The 13,737-nt window shown below is 55.2% G+C and carries 15 protein-coding genes; 5 read left to right on the forward strand and 10 right to left on the reverse strand.

Translation table 11 applies throughout. The features are described 5' to 3' along the window. Positions 1-27: 27 nt before the first annotated feature. The 3 genes from IQ22_RS07050 (at position 28) to rpoS (ending at position 2,755) form a co-directional block, all read left to right on the forward strand. Positions 28-663, forward strand: coding sequence for a protein-L-isoaspartate(D-aspartate) O-methyltransferase (locus tag IQ22_RS07050; protein WP_167654161.1), 636 nt, complete (start codon positions 28-30; stop codon positions 661-663). A gap of 91 nt (positions 664-754) precedes the next feature. Beyond that, positions 755-1,645, forward strand: a complete 891-nt coding sequence (locus IQ22_RS07055) for a peptidoglycan DD-metalloendopeptidase family protein (RefSeq protein WP_425298847.1) — start codon at positions 755-757, stop codon at positions 1,643-1,645. A gap of 105 nt (positions 1,646-1,750) precedes the next feature. After that, positions 1,751-2,755, forward strand: coding sequence for an RNA polymerase sigma factor RpoS (gene rpoS / locus IQ22_RS07060; protein ID WP_145140155.1), 1,005 nt, complete (start codon positions 1,751-1,753; stop codon positions 2,753-2,755). 403 nt (positions 2,756-3,158) lie between these two features. Here the strand turns inward: rpoS and fdxA are convergent, their stop codons facing one another. Both fdxA and mutS read right to left on the reverse strand, forming a co-directional pair. Then, positions 3,159-3,482, reverse strand: a complete 324-nt coding sequence (gene fdxA, locus IQ22_RS07065; protein ID WP_145140158.1) for a ferredoxin FdxA — start codon at positions 3,480-3,482, stop codon at positions 3,159-3,161. A gap of 69 nt (positions 3,483-3,551) precedes the next feature. Next, on the reverse strand, positions 3,552-6,116 hold the full coding sequence (mutS, locus tag IQ22_RS07070; protein ID WP_145140161.1) for a DNA mismatch repair protein MutS: 2,565 nt from the start codon (positions 6,114-6,116) through the stop codon (positions 3,552-3,554). A 262-nt stretch (positions 6,117-6,378) separates the two neighbouring features. Here mutS and IQ22_RS07075 point away from each other — a divergent pair, with 262 nt between their 5' ends. After that, complete coding sequence (locus tag IQ22_RS07075) at positions 6,379-6,750, forward strand: YkgJ family cysteine cluster protein (protein WP_145140163.1); 372 nt, start codon at positions 6,379-6,381, stop codon at positions 6,748-6,750. A gap of 4 nt (positions 6,751-6,754) precedes the next feature. Here the strand turns inward: IQ22_RS07075 and IQ22_RS07080 are convergent, their stop codons facing one another. From IQ22_RS07080 to IQ22_RS07115, 8 genes are all read right to left on the reverse strand, one after another. Beyond that, a complete protein-coding gene (locus tag IQ22_RS07080; RefSeq protein WP_145140166.1) occupies positions 6,755-6,952 on the reverse strand; it encodes a hypothetical protein in 198 nt (65 codons plus the stop codon). A 152-nt stretch (positions 6,953-7,104) separates the two neighbouring features. Next, positions 7,105-7,341 (reverse strand): DUF2171 domain-containing protein, encoded by a 237-nt coding sequence (locus IQ22_RS07085; protein WP_145140170.1) that lies wholly within the window; start codon positions 7,339-7,341, stop codon positions 7,105-7,107. Between the two features lie 212 nt (positions 7,342-7,553). Further along, the gene (locus tag IQ22_RS07090; RefSeq protein WP_145140173.1) at positions 7,554-7,766 is read right to left on the reverse strand and encodes a hypothetical protein; all 213 of its coding nucleotides are present in this window, start codon (positions 7,764-7,766) and stop codon (positions 7,554-7,556) included. Positions 7,767-7,819: 53 nt separating this feature from the next. After that, positions 7,820-8,818, reverse strand: coding sequence for an NAD(P)-dependent oxidoreductase (locus tag IQ22_RS07095; protein ID WP_145140176.1), 999 nt, complete (start codon positions 8,816-8,818; stop codon positions 7,820-7,822). 9 nt (positions 8,819-8,827) lie between these two features. After that, the gene (locus IQ22_RS07100; protein WP_145140179.1) at positions 8,828-10,129 is read right to left on the reverse strand and encodes an MFS transporter; all 1,302 of its coding nucleotides are present in this window, start codon (positions 10,127-10,129) and stop codon (positions 8,828-8,830) included. A gap of 53 nt (positions 10,130-10,182) precedes the next feature. Beyond that, on the reverse strand, positions 10,183-11,112 hold the full coding sequence (locus IQ22_RS07105; protein WP_145140181.1) for a sugar kinase: 930 nt from the start codon (positions 11,110-11,112) through the stop codon (positions 10,183-10,185). Next, positions 11,105-11,878 (reverse strand): sugar phosphate isomerase/epimerase family protein, encoded by a 774-nt coding sequence (locus IQ22_RS07110; protein WP_145140184.1) that lies wholly within the window; start codon positions 11,876-11,878, stop codon positions 11,105-11,107. The genes IQ22_RS07105 and IQ22_RS07110 overlap by 8 nt, the downstream gene beginning before the upstream one ends. A gap of 67 nt (positions 11,879-11,945) precedes the next feature. Next, the gene (locus IQ22_RS07115) at positions 11,946-12,974 is read right to left on the reverse strand and encodes a LacI family DNA-binding transcriptional regulator (protein WP_145140664.1); all 1,029 of its coding nucleotides are present in this window, start codon (positions 12,972-12,974) and stop codon (positions 11,946-11,948) included. Positions 12,975-13,178: 204 nt separating this feature from the next. Here IQ22_RS07115 and IQ22_RS07120 point away from each other — a divergent pair, with 204 nt between their 5' ends. Next, the gene (locus IQ22_RS07120) at positions 13,179-13,673 is read left to right on the forward strand and encodes a CinA family protein (protein ID WP_145140187.1); all 495 of its coding nucleotides are present in this window, start codon (positions 13,179-13,181) and stop codon (positions 13,671-13,673) included. Positions 13,674-13,737: the final 64 nt, after the last annotated feature.

Genomic DNA, 13,737 nt, shown 5'->3' on the forward strand with positions numbered 1-13,737 from the left:
GAGCATATGCAACGTCATGGTATCGGCATGACCTCGCAGCGGACGCGTGAGCGGCTCATTCAGCGGCTCTATGAAGAGGGTTTATCCAATGCCCAGGTATTGGAAGTAATTCGCCGTACGCCCCGTCATCTGTTCGTCGACGAAGCGCTTGCCCATCGCGCTTATGAGGACACTGCTCTGCCCATTGGGCACAATCAGACCATTTCGCAGCCTTACATGGTGGCTCGTATGACCGAGCTGCTCCTGGCCGGTGGTCCGCTGGACAAGGTAATGGAAATTGGAACTGGCTCGGGCTATCAGACGGCTGTTCTGGCTCAGCTGGTAGAGCGCGTCTTTTCTGTTGAGCGGATCCAATCCCTGCAGGACCGCGCCAAGGAGCGTCTGGTCGAGCTGAACGTCCGCAATGTGGTTTTTCGGTGGGGAGATGGCTGGGAAGGCTGGCCTGCTCTGGCACCTTACAATGGCATCATCGTGACTGCCGCCGCCCGTGAGGTCCCCCAGGCCCTGCTTGATCAGCTGGCACCTGCTGGGCGTTTGGTTATTCCCGTTGGGGAAGGGGAGGAGCAACAACTACTGCTAATCGAACGAACGGAAAACGGATTTTCGCGACAGGTACTTGATTCTGTGCGGTTTGTCCCATTGCTTAACGGTCCGTTGGCCTGAAGCTCCTGGCAAGGAACATTGGCGTTGTTGACGGTCAATACAGCGGTTATTACAGCCCGCATGTGCATTCAGGCGTGTTAAGGGGGATGGAGTGAGGCTTCTCAAAGGCCGGCTGTGTGGAATTCGCACCGGTAGCAGAATCGGTGTGGCAGTAGTCTGCTTGACAGGTCTTCTCCTGACAGGATGTTCGAGTCCTTCTTCGAACGGCGTAAAGGTTTACGACCGTAGCGGTAGTACAGGTTCTTATACACATCGTGTTACAAGTGGATATTATACCGTTCGTCGAGGCGATACCTTGTTCACAATTGCCAATCGCAACGGTTGGAACTGGCGGGACCTGGCTGCCCATAACGGAATTCATGCTCCTTATGTCATTCATGTTGGCCAAAGAATCAAATTTGGCGGACGTACATCGACGGCTACGACAGCAAGATCGCAAGCTCCTGCGCGCGTACCGGTAGTAACCGCTCCGGGTGGTATCTCAACGCCTTCGACAACCTCGCCATCTACTCCTGTAGCGCCGCCAGCCGTGACGCAGACGTTACCGCCGGCCCCGCCTGTACCCACTGCGCCGCCTGCTACGACACCTACTGTTACGATGCCTCAGACGACAGCCGGCTGGGCCTGGCCTACCAAAGGTACCCTGATTGCCCGGTATGCTTCGAACGGTAGTTTGAATAAAGGAATTGATATAGCAGGCGATTTGGGACAGCCTGTTCTGGCAGCCTCGAATGGCACTGTTGTATATGCGGGCAGTGGCCTAAGAGGCTATGGCGAACTCATCATCATCAAGCACAACGAAACCTACGTCAGTGCGTACGGTCATAATCGCAGGCTGCTGGTTCGGGAGGGGCAACAGGTCAAGGTCGGGCAAACAATCGCCGAGATGGGTTCCACAGGGACCGACCGGGTGAAGCTCCATTTTGAGATTCGCCGTCAAGGGAAGCCTGTCGATCCGCTCCAATATTTGCCTAACCGCTGACAAGTTGCCTGTCTCGCTCCAGTGCTAGGGGGACGGGTTCAGGCGTAATCAGGGGGATTGATCACGCCCGGGCTTGTTGTCGAACTCAAGCAAGGGACATTGATCATGGCGCTTAATAACAAAGAACCCGAGTTTGACATGAATGATGAAGTGCTCCTCCTGGAGACTTCCATTGCATTCGAAGAAGGGTCACTCCATGCATCGCCATTACTGGGCGATACTCCTAAAGCACTTCAGACACGCACTTCCAGGCAACACAAGCACATTGACTACAACCGGGCACTCGACGCTACCCAGTTGTACCTGAACGAGATCGGCTTCTCCCCACTGCTTTCTCCTGAGGAGGAAGTGCATTTTGCGCGCTTGGCGCAAAAGGGCGATCCAGCTGGTCGTTGCCGTATGATCGAAAGCAACCTTCGCTTAGTAGTGAAGATTGCACGGCGCTATGTTAATCGGGGGCTGTCCCTGCTTGACTTGATCGAAGAAGGTAATCTCGGTCTGATACGTGCTGTGGAAAAATTCGATCCGGAGCGGGGTTTCCGCTTCTCAACCTACGCGACCTGGTGGATCCGGCAAACCATCGAGCGCGCTATCATGAATCAGACCCGAACGATCCGGCTACCGATTCATGTTGTCAAAGAGCTTAATCTTTATCTGCGCGCCGCACGGGAGCTAACGCAGAAGCTGGATCATGAGCCTTCACCCGAAGAGATTGCTCATCTGCTGGAAAAGCCTGTAGATGAAGTGAAGCGCATGATGGGGCTTAACGAACGGATTAGTTCTGTTGATGTCTCATTAGGCCCGGACTCAGACAAGACGCTATTGGACACCCTGACGGATGAGCGTCCGACAGATCCTTGCGAGCTCTTGCAAGATGATGACCTGAGCCAGAGCATCGACTTATGGTTGTCCGAGTTGACTGACAAGCAGAGGGAAGTGGTTATACGCCGCTTTGGGCTGCGAGGCCATGAAAGCTGTACCCTTGAGGAGGTTGGCCAAGAGATCAACCTGACCCGTGAGCGGGTTCGACAGATTCAGGTTGAGGCGCTCAAGCGCTTACGGGAAATTTTCGAGCGCAATGGGCTTTCAGGCGACTCGCTTTTCCAGTAACGACCATGTTTCGAAAAAGCCTGGCTTACATGCCGGGCTTTTTTATGGCTGGTGTGTAAGCTGTAACCTACATCACGTGTGCGCTGCTTTTCCTATACGGTGTACAACAAACAGTACCGTTGTTTTTAAGTCTTTGATTGAAAAAGATGCTGTTCGCTAATGAGCAGATTAAAAGCCAGGCCGTAAATAAAGTGGCGTATTGCTCTTGGATTCAATCCCGATAGGATTAGCAGCGTGCACAGGATGGCGCAGCCAACAGGATGTTGGTCAGGACGTCGCGGGATGCGATTCACCAGGATGGTGGTGGAGTAAAGGGACGGGGACAAAGGGCGGGATATCCCGCCCTTTTTTCATGCGTGCGATAAAGTCTGACAACCTCAGCGCTTGCCTGAAGAGCAGACGATTAGCGCTCCAGGTATTGCAGCTTGTTGGGCTTGCCATCCCATTCTTCGGCGTCCGGAAGGGCTTCCTTTTTCTCAGTGATATTCGGCCAGACTTCACAGAGATCACGGTTCAACTCTATGAATTCCTGCTGGTTTTCCGGCACCTCATCTTCAGAGAAGATGGCCTGTGCCGGGCACTCCGGTTCGCACAGTGCACAGTCAATGCACTCGTCCGGATGAATCACCAGAAAATTAGGACCCTCGTAGAAGCAATCTACTGGACATACTTCCACGCAATCGGTGTATTTGCATTTGATGCAGTTGTCTGTGACAACAAAAGTCATTATTAGAACTCCTCAGGCGGCTAGGCGCGGGATTTTAGCAGCATTGCTCGTGCTAACGTCATCGGGTTGTCAGATACGCTTTTTCCATTCATAGATAAGCTGGAGCGCTTGAAGTGGCGTCAGCTCGTCGGGATTTGTGCGTTCGATGTCTTCCAGCAACGGATGCGAGGCTACGGCAAACAGGTCCGCCTGCAACGGACGGGAGGCCTGCTTGGGAGCCGCAGGGACTTCGTGAGGCAGACTGGTTGTTTCCAGGCGGGCCAGATGTTCACGGGCACGCTGGATCACCGGGCCCGGAACGCCAGCCAGTTGAGCCACAGCAAGACCATAACTCTGGCTGGCCGGGCCTGGCAGTACATGGTGCAGGAATACGATGCGATCATTATGCTCGGTCGCATTGAGGTGCACGTTGGCCACAACCGGTTCGCTTTCCGGCAATACGGTCAGTTCAAAGTAATGTGTGGCAAAAAGCGTATAAGCCCGTAGCGCCGCCAGTTGTTCTGCAGCCGCCCACGCCAGCGAAAGCCCGTCGAAGGTGCTGGTTCCACGACCGACTTCGTCCATCAGGACGAGACTGCGTTCGGTGGCGTTGTGCAGAATATTGGCCGTCTCGCTCATTTCCACCATGAACGTCGACCGTCCGCCAGCCAGATCATCACTGGAGCCGATTCGGGTGAATATACGGTCCACCAGAGACAGTCTGCAGGCCTCAGCCGGTACGAAACTGCCAATATGCGCCAGTAGCACGATAAGTGCAGTCTGACGCATATAGGTGGATTTACCGCCCATGTTAGGGCCGGTAATGATAAGCATCCGGGTATTGTCATCCAGGCTCAGGTCATTGGCCACAAACGGGGTATCAAGAACCTGCTCAACGACCGGGTGGCGACCCTGGGTAATGTCCAGGCAGGGCTCTTCAACAAAGACTGGGCGGTTCAGGTTGAGATTCAGCGCGCGCTCTGCCAGGTTGGTAAGCACGTCCAGTTCAGCCAAGGCGGCTGCGGTGTCCTGCAAGGGGGCCAGGTGCTCAATCAGCGTATCGATCAATGCCTCGTACAATGCCTTTTCACGAGCCAGGGCACGGCTCTGAGCTGACAGGGCCTTATCCTCGAAAGCTTTAAGCTCCGGCGTAATGAAGCGTTCGGCACCTTTTAATGTCTGTCGGCGAATATAGTCGGCTGGCGCTTGCTCGGCCTGCATACGAGGCAGTTCGATAAAATAGCCATGGACGCGGTTATAGCCGACCTTGAGCCCTGAAAGGCCGGTACGGGCCTTTTCTCGGGTTTCCAGATCCATAAGGAACTGGCCCGCGTTCTCGCTCAGGGTCTGTAGCTCGTCCAGCTCGGCATCGTAGCCGCGCTTGATAACGCCGCCGTCACGAATGACCGCAGGCGGCGTATCGATGATGGCGCGGGCTAGGGTGTCGGCCAATTCCGGGTAGGTCCGGATGCTGGTAGCCAAGGTATGAAGATGCGGTGCCACCAGATCCTGCATGCCAGATTGTAGTATGGGCAGGGCAGCCAGGGCATCACGGAGGCGGGCTAGATCGCGAGGGCGCGCGGTGCGCAAGCCGATTCGGGCGAGGATCCGCTCAACGTCACCGATTTCTTTGAGCTGCGGCTGTAATTGTTCGAAGCGGTAATGTTCCAGCAGACAGGTAATTGCATCCTGGCGTGCTTCAATAATGCCTTGATTGCGCAGCGGCCGGTTGAGCCAGCGAGTCAGCAGGCGGCTACCCATGGCGGTTTGGCAGCGGTCCACGACGGACTGCAGGGTGTTGTCCCTGCCACCAGCGAGATTAGTATCCAATTCAAGATTGCGCCGGCTGGCACCGTCCAGGATGACCGTGTCGTCCAGCCGCTCATGGTGCAGGCTGCGCAAGTGATGCAAGGCTGTACGCTGGGTTTCCTTGGCATAGGCTAGCAGGCTACCGGCCGCGCCAATGCCCAGCTTTAGTTTGTCGCATCCAAAGCCTTTCAGATCCTGGGTGCCGAACTGCTGACACAAGGTTTTGACGGCCGAATCACAGTCGAAATCCCAGGGAGCGCGGCGACGCAAGCCGCGGCGTTTTTCGATTGGCAGACCTTGGGGCCAATCATCCGGAATCAGCAATTCGGCCGGGCTCAAACGCTCGATCTCGGCCATGAGCGTTTCCCACCCAGATAACTCCTGGACGGTAAAGCGGCCACTGGTGATATCCAATACAGCAAAGCCGAACAGTTTGTGATCGCCCAGAATGGCTGCGAGCAGATTGTCGCGGCGCTCGTCCAGCAGGGCTTCGTCACTGACGGTCCCGGGCGTAAGGATACGCACCACCTGACGTTCGACAGGTCCTTTACTGGTGGCTGGATCGCCTATCTGCTCACAGATGACAACCGACTCGCCTAACTTGACCAGTTTAGCCAGATAACCTTCAGCGGCATGGAAAGGTATGCCAGCCATGGGGATCGGTTTGCCTGCCGAAGCGCCTCGTGCTGTCAGGGTGATGTCGAGCAGCTTGGAAGCTTTCTTCGCATCGTCATAGAAGAGCTCGTAAAAATCACCCATGCGGTAGAAGAGCAGCTGATCCGGGTGTTGATGCTTGATCTTCAGGTATTGCTGCATCATCGGCGTATGGGGGGTAGGACTTTCCATACAGATAGTCAACTCGCAGGGTCGTTTTACAGGGGGCGGTAATACTACCGGATTTGTCGGCGAACGTCGGTTGAAAAGAGCGAGAAGAGGCATGCTTAGGAAAAACATCAAGCGAATCTGGCGCAGCCGTCGTGACTGTAATTGCAGACGTCTATGCAATGAATAAAAAGAGTCGCGCCCCTCTTCACAGCCGTTACGCTATCGCTAGAATAGGCCTTCCATCGCCGGCATTCGCCCGGTATTTTTTGGTGTTCTGCCAATCATGTCGACCGACAATCCTTGCCTTAACTGTGGCGCGTGCTGCGCGCATTTTCGTGTGTCGTTTTATTGGGGGGAATGCCGCTCTGCGGGCGGTAGCGTTCCTGACGAGATGACAGTAGCTATTAGCCCTCATCTGGTGGCCATGGCGGGTACGGACATAAAGCCGTCACGCTGTGCTGCGTTACTAGGTGAAGTAGGCTGTGGGGTGCGCTGCACGATGTATGAGCATCGATCAAGCACATGCCGTGAATTTGAAGCCGCCTGGGCTAATGGAGAGCCCAATCCGCATTGCGATACGGCACGTGCCGCCTATGGTCTACCGCCGCTTACGCCGCCTTTGCAGCCGCAGCAGTCGCCGTCACGCGTGGCGTGAGATATCAGCACAGGTGCAGAAAAGCTAGCAGTGGAGTACAAACGGACAGCGCCCGTGTAATGACCAGTATGATGATACTAAGCATGCCGAGTGTACCGGCCCAAAGCAGTATCAGCCCGACAGGATGCTGATTCTTGGCGAAACCAGCGATCAGCAAAACCGAGAATAAAATAAGCAGTGTAAGAGTGATGGAGTGACTCATGAAAAGCTTCCGTGTCCGCTGATCCGAGGGCATCGCTTGTAAGCGACATCGCTACTCTACCGGATTGGGTATGGGAAGCGCAGAACTTGAGCGGTTAAGCCAAATACCGGTATGGCGCGATGGGCGCTCATACCGGAACGTCACAAGGTGTATCAGGCCGCTTGCCAGTCACGCTCTGCTTCATCGCGTGTCTTGACGAGCTGAATCTTGCCGCCTTCGACGGATTTGACCCAGGATAGGGGAATATAGTGGTGCTTGCCCTGGGACTCTTGGTCCTGTTTGGTCAGCTTGATGCGATCACTGCCTTCCATATGGTCCACCGTTCCGATGTGCTGACCATCGGAACCAATAACTTCGGCATGTTCTTGAATACTATTGATGTCAACCATGATGTTCTCCTGTAGTGGGTTATAAGGTGTAGAAAGGAGCATCTCTATGACAAGTCCTGATCTAGACTTGCAAAAGGTCCGACAGGGGTAAATGAATGGAGGTTGCACAGGCTCGACGAGAGGTCATCTCAAGAACAAGAAATTCATTCGAAGAAGCGAAGAGCAGAATGCAAAAAAGCGCTCGTTTTCGAGCGCTCTATGGCTAAAGGATTTCAGATGCCTTCGTCTCCTTGAAACTCTTCAACAGCCCTGACGACTTGATCACGCTGATGATCGTCGGATGCGTCCAGCAATTTTTCAACCGCCAGGGCTAAGGCCTGAAACGCTTCTCGGTAGCGCAGCGGGTCGTTCTGGCTGACTGCACTGTCGGCATGCTCTCGTGCCTGTTGAAGTAGCTCTTTGATTTCACCGGTATGTGCGGTCATGGTGCTTTCTCCTGGATATCAATGAGTGTTAGACAGCCCCGGCCCTTACGGTTTCACTTTGGATGATCAGTCATGCGCCGGGTCCAAACATCGGGATTGACCAAGTCCGGTGGGCGTTTTCCTGTTAGGGCGGCCAACAGATTGTCTACGGCGCAGCGCGCCATACCTTCACGAGTACCATGGGTAGCTGAGCCGATATGTGGCGTTGCGACCACCTGAGGTAGGTTTAGCAGGGGGGAGTCGCTGGGCAAGGGTTCTTTCTCGAACACATCCAGTCCGGCACCTTGAAAGCGCTTTGCCTGAAGGGCTTCGATCAATGCAGCTTCATCTACCACCTTGCCCCGTGAAATGTTGATCAGAAACGCCTCTTGCTTGAGAAGGGCCAATTGGCGAGCGCCGATCAGCCCGCTTGTCTCTTCGCTTAACGGTACGGTGATGCAAACGAAATCCGCCTCGCTCAACAGGTCGTCGAGTGAGCAATAGCGCGCCGAGAACTCACGGTCGACTTCGGGTTTGGGGGAGTGGCTGTTGTACAGGATGGGCATGCCAAAACCAAAACGGCCCCGACGGGCAATGGCCGAGCCGATACGTCCCATGCCAATAATACCGAGCGTTTTGCCATGCACATCATTGCCAAACAAAGGTTCGCCTATGCTGCGCTGCCACTTGCCCGCTTTTACATAGTCGGCCAGCTCGACAACCCGACGCGCCGTAGCCAATATCAGCGCAAAGGCAGTGTCGGCAACGGTTTCGGTAAGTACATCAGGGGTATTACTGAGCAGGATCCCACGGTGTGCCAGGTAATCGAGGTCATAATTGTCGTAGCCGACTGAAATACTAGCGATTGCCTCAAGCTGTAGCGCCTTATCAAGCAGGGCTGGCGTAAGTTTAAGGCTGGACCCGATCAGGCCGTGTGCGGTAGGAAGAGCCTCCTCCAAACGGGCAAGCCCTGACTCGCCCGTTATGTCGATACAGCTAAGGTCAACTGCTTCCCTTAGGCGCTCAAGTAACGCGGGTGACAGCGCCTTGTAGGCAACGACATGCTTTTTCATGAGCAATCCTTAATGAGAAGTGGCTGAACGCAAGGGCTGAGACCTCGTGGTTTTAGTAGAACTACTTGGCGAGGTGCGTAAAAACAAAGTCAGAATGGCAGAGACGAGCAGGGCGCTACCCATGAATACGTACGAAGCCGACGGACTCCCGGTGACACCGTTCAGGTAGCCAACAAGATAGGAGCCGACGAACGAGCCTAATGCGCCCATGCTATTGATCAAGGCCATGGCACCGCCTGCCACATTGTTGGGCAGCAGTTCCGGAACGATGGCAAAGAAGGGGCCGTAGGGCGCATACATGCAGGCGCCAGCAATGACGAGCAGCGTATAGGACCACCAGAAATGTTGAGTACCCAGCATGAACGAGCCAGCGAAGGCGAGTGCTGCGATCAGCAGGGGCGGCCAGACGAAGTGCTTACGGTTCAGGGTCTTGTCGGAAAGCCACGATACCGTGAGCATGGCCAGTACCGCCATTAGATAGGGTACAGCGGATAGCCAGCCGGCCTCTACGATATCCAGTTGCGCAGCCTCCTTGAGGATGGATGGCAGCCAGATAACGAAGCCGTAGACGCCAATGCTCCAACAGAAATACTGGGCTGACAGTAGGATCACCTTGGGTGAGCGGAACGCTTCTCCGTAATTCTTGACTGGTTTTATTCCGACCTGTTCGTCTTCAAGTGCTTTTTGCAGGTCCTGCTTTTCCTGACTGCTAAGCCATTTGGCCTGATCTGGGCGGTCGTCTACCAGACGCCACCAGATGAACGCCCAGATTACGGCCGGCAGGCCTTCAATAATGAACATCCAACGCCAGTTGAGGGTATGGACCAGATAGCCGGACACCACGGACATCCACAGAATCGTGGCCGGGTTGCCTAGGATCAGGAAGGTATTAGCCCGTGAGCGCTCAGCTCGGGTGAACCAGTGACAGAGGTAGACCAGCATGGCGGGCATGACGGCCGCCTCGACGACTCCTAAAATGAAGCGAATGGCGATCAATGCCTGCACGTTGGGAATCACCCCTGTCAGCGTCGCACATCCACCCCAGAGGATCAGGCTCCAGAAGATGAGTTTCTTGACGCTACGTTTTTCCGCATAGATAGCGCCGGGAACCTGAAAGAAGAAGTAGCCTAGGAAGAAGAGGGCGCCAAGCAGAGAGGACATGGCCGGTGTGATGCCCAGATCATCTGCCATACCCGAGGCGGCGGCGAACCCGTAGTTCGCCCGGTCCAGATAGGCGAGACTGTAGGTAATAAACACGATGGGCATGATGTACCACCAGCGGCGGGCGGCTAGGTGTGTTGTAGAGTTCATACGGTTTTACCTGTGGGGTTATTGTTCTTGTCCATATGTCATGCTCCGTTGCCCTAGGGCAGTTCGTTTCGGTAGGGCAGGCCTTCCATGTCACCGATTACCTGGACGGCTCGTGCACCGATCCAATTGCCTCGCGCTATGGCAGCCGGAATATCAAGTCCCTCTAGGAGGGCGCTAATAAAGCCGGTAGCGAAGCCATCGCCTGCTCCTACCGTGTCTACCACCGTCTCGACGGGATACCCCGGCACATGACCACTGTTGTTGGGCGTGCGGAAATAAGTACCTTCCGGACCCAACTTGATCGCTACAGCGCTGGCACCTTTGTCCAGGTAGAAAGCCGCGATGTCTTCCGGCGTCTCGTAACCCGTCAGCAGCCGACCTTCGGCCAGACCGGGCAATACCCAGTCTGCAAGGCTGGCCAGGTGATTGATGGTTTTGCACATAGCGGCCTCGCTGGACCACAGAGAGGGTCGAAGATTAGGGTCGAAGGAGACGCTGCGGCCCGCCTGGCGAGCACTGTGCATCAGGTGCTGCGAGAGTTCGCGCAGAGAGTCCGACAAGGCTGGTGGAATGCCGGTCGCGTGTAGATGACGTACATTCAATAGTTGCTCGTCGAAATCTTCTTCAATCGACAGGTAACTGGCTGCCGAACCACGCCGAAAGTACTCAACGGTGGGGTCTCGCCCATCTACTTCGCGTGATTTGAATTGAAAGCCTGTGGGGTGGTGGGGATCGATGGTTACACGGCTGCAATCTACCCCCTCGCGTTCCAGGGTAAGGCGAATGAATCGTCCTAATGAGTCATTACCGACTCGAGATAACCAGGCGACCCTCAGCCCCAGGCGGGTAAGGCCGATCACAACATTGCTGTCTGCCCCTGCGATACGCTTGCCAAAATGCGTGACCTCAGCCAGATCGCCTGGCTCCTCAGCCACCAGCATGCCCATGGTCTCGCCAAAGGCCAGTACGTCGAACTCAGGCATGGTGCGTCTCCCGTAGACCGAGGCGGCTCAAATTGATTACATGGCGTTGTGTCTCGCGGAGGACGTCGCCCTGCAAGGGAAATTCGATAGCGCGTGGCAGGCCACTCTGAAAGTAGGTGAACAGGGCGGCCCAGGCATCCAGATCCTTCTCCTCCGGGGCGACCGCATGCAAACGGCCGCTGCGCTCACGTACTGCCTTGCAGTGAACATATTCGACGTAGCGACCTAGAGCCTGAGCAGCAAGGTCTGGCCTTTCGTTCTGCCAGTGCCAGTTACCAACGTCGAACGTCATGCCGATAGGAAGACCGGCCTGATGAGCGGCTTCGAAAAATGCTTTCAAGCTCTCGATACGTCCCCCATGCGGGGTCTGGTCATTTTCAATCAGCAGGCGAACCGAACTGGCTTCAAGCTGATGCCCCAAGGCTTTGAGATCGCAATAAGGTGTGAAGTGACCCAATGAAATCTTGAGCGCATAGGCACCCAGGCGAGCGGATCGCACCAGCGCAGGTTGTAGCTCCAGGGTTGGCTGGTGTTCTCCCTGCGACCAAAGTTCGATCGGAACGGAATACACGCACTCCAATCCTTGAACGGCTATGCTGTTGCCTAGTGATGTCAGCTCAGGGCGTATGTCCTCGAACAGCTCATCACGAATTTCAACTGTAGTAGCGCCTGCGTTTGCGATCAGAGAGAGAACGTTTTCCTGGCCGCGTGCGCGTACAGCATCAGCGCCAAAGGCAGAGGTAGTAACAACGACATTGGGTTTCATAAAAACCTCCTGAAACCGATTACATCTGTGGTCAAGTCTTAAGGCGACTCGCCATGTGTTTGTTGTTTTAGCGGCGCTGAGGTGTGGATCCGCGTACGATGAGTTCTGCTGGCAACGTCAATATTCGTGGGCTCGATACGTCCCCCTTGAGCCGCCCCAGCAGGAACTCCAATGCAGCCACACCCATCGCATGGGTTGGTTGAGCAATGGCTGTGATGCCATCGCCTACCAATGGATACCAGTCAAGATCGTCCAGCGCGATAAGTCCAACCGAATCGAAGGTTCTTTGGCCAAGATGGCGTAGCGCCTGGGCGACAGCCAATGCGGCAATGCCATTGGCCGCCATGATGGCTTTGGGGCCACAGGTGGTATCAGCCAGGAAATGCGCCACGGTCTGAAGAAGAGCATTGGCGTCGCTGGCTAACGCGCAGCTTTGCCCGCGCACATCGGAATGGCGATCGATATAGTGTTTGAAGGCTGTAACGCGCTCCTCTCGGGAGCTCGTGCCGTCTAGCGGCTCGCTGACTATGAGAAGGTCACGATAGCCCCGTTCGATCAGATGATCCAGGCCTAGAGTAATGGCCTGATCGTTATTCAGGCCGACCAGGTCAGCGTCCAGATCTGCCAGCTTGCGGTCAAGCAGAACCATGGGAAGTTCGCGATGCAGTTGTTGCAGCGTGCGGGGATGATGCCCCAGGGTATTTACGATCAGGCCTTCAACACTGTAGGACTGTAGCGCTGCAAGATGCCGGCCTTCCTGGACATCATCGCGATCCGTGTTGCAGACGATCAGGGAGTAGCCGTGCTGACGACAAGCTGTTTCGACGCCATGCATAACCGCGACGGAGTAAGGATTAAGAATGTCAGCTACCAGCATGCCGATCAGCCGGCTACGACCACGCTTGAGTCCGCGGGCCATTTGATTGGGCTGAAAGCCAAGCTTGCTGATGGCTTGCTCAATACGTAAGGCCAGAGTATCCGAGAGAAGCTGGCGGTCACCGCTGATATAGCGTGACACGCTCGCTTTGGATACACCCGCTTCCTGAGCGACCTGATTGATAGTGGCACGCGAAGAGCGCATACCCGATAAAGGCATATTCAAAGCCTGATCCCTGTGTTGTGAGGATTGTTGTCAATGAGATGACAGGCGGTCTGAAACCGGTTTCAGATAATCATCAAGCGCTAATAATGGCAAGAGGATAGTAATCTTGAACCGACCAATGGTCGTCTCCATATAAGTGCTAGCTGTTAATCGGTAAGCTGCTTTCTCGACCGGATAGATTAAGCATGGGAGGAAGGCATGACTATCGATCAGTTGGCGATGGATCTAGGGCAGCGATTGAGCTTGTTGTCAGCTCAAGTTGTCACGGCGGAATCCTGCACCGGAGGCGGTATCGCTGAAGCCATTACCCGGGTGGCGGGAAGCTCGGCCTGGTTTGAAGCAGGCTTCATCACCTACTCTAATGCACAAAAGACAGCCCAGTTGGATGTACCCAGTAGCCTGTTCGAGCAGGTTGGTGCGGTCAGTCGCGAAGTTGTAGAAGCAATGGTGCGCGGAGCGCAGGCACGGACCGGCGCCCGGTTTGGGGTTGCCGTGAGTGGCATCGCCGGGCCGGGAGGTGGATCGCCGGAAAAGCCGGTGGGGACCGTTTGGCTGGCCTGGGCTAACGGTTACGATATCCACAGTGAGAAATGCTTTTTTGCTGGCGATAGAGCTGCCGTCAGAACCCAGGCGATTGTTGCTGCGCTAGAAGGATTATTGCGGATTTCTACACAAGAAAATCGCATCGAATAGTAGCCATAAAGCCTGTCTTATGCTTTAATACTGGTTACTTATACAGTACTTTCCACGGCCGTCT

Origin of the sequence: Pseudomonas duriflava (assembly GCF_007830155.1) — a bacterium.
Taxonomy (GTDB): domain Bacteria; phylum Pseudomonadota; class Gammaproteobacteria; order Pseudomonadales; family Pseudomonadaceae; genus Chryseomonas; species Chryseomonas duriflava.

What these genes read in the sequence shown, in the direction of transcription:
- IQ22_RS07050 (WP_167654161.1), top strand. Translation starts at nt 28, where the DNA reads ATGACCTCGCAGCGGACGCGTGAGCGGCTCATTCAGCGGCTCTATGAA.
- rpoS (WP_145140155.1), top strand. Translation starts at nt 1,751, where the DNA reads ATGGCGCTTAATAACAAAGAACCCGAGTTTGACATGAATGATGAAGTG.
- fdxA (WP_145140158.1), bottom strand. Translation starts at nt 3,482, where the DNA reads ATGACTTTTGTTGTCACAGACAACTGCATCAAATGCAAATACACCGAT.
- mutS (WP_145140161.1), bottom strand. Translation starts at nt 6,116, where the DNA reads ATGGAAAGTCCTACCCCCCATACGCCGATGATGCAGCAATACCTGAAG.
- IQ22_RS07075 (WP_145140163.1), top strand. Translation starts at nt 6,379, where the DNA reads ATGTCGACCGACAATCCTTGCCTTAACTGTGGCGCGTGCTGCGCGCAT.
- IQ22_RS07080 (WP_145140166.1), bottom strand. Translation starts at nt 6,952, where the DNA reads ATGAGTCACTCCATCACTCTTACACTGCTTATTTTATTCTCGGTTTTG.
- IQ22_RS07085 (WP_145140170.1), bottom strand. Translation starts at nt 7,341, where the DNA reads ATGGTTGACATCAATAGTATTCAAGAACATGCCGAAGTTATTGGTTCC.
- IQ22_RS07090 (WP_145140173.1), bottom strand. Translation starts at nt 7,766, where the DNA reads ATGACCGCACATACCGGTGAAATCAAAGAGCTACTTCAACAGGCACGA.
- IQ22_RS07095 (WP_145140176.1), bottom strand. Translation starts at nt 8,818, where the DNA reads ATGAAAAAGCATGTCGTTGCCTACAAGGCGCTGTCACCCGCGTTACTT.
- IQ22_RS07100 (WP_145140179.1), bottom strand. Translation starts at nt 10,129, where the DNA reads ATGAACTCTACAACACACCTAGCCGCCCGCCGCTGGTGGTACATCATG.
- IQ22_RS07105 (WP_145140181.1), bottom strand. Translation starts at nt 11,112, where the DNA reads ATGCCTGAGTTCGACGTACTGGCCTTTGGCGAGACCATGGGCATGCTG.
- IQ22_RS07110 (WP_145140184.1), bottom strand. Translation starts at nt 11,878, where the DNA reads ATGAAACCCAATGTCGTTGTTACTACCTCTGCCTTTGGCGCTGATGCT.
- IQ22_RS07115 (WP_145140664.1), bottom strand. Translation starts at nt 12,974, where the DNA reads ATGCCTTTATCGGGTATGCGCTCTTCGCGTGCCACTATCAATCAGGTC.
- IQ22_RS07120 (WP_145140187.1), top strand. Translation starts at nt 13,179, where the DNA reads ATGACTATCGATCAGTTGGCGATGGATCTAGGGCAGCGATTGAGCTTG.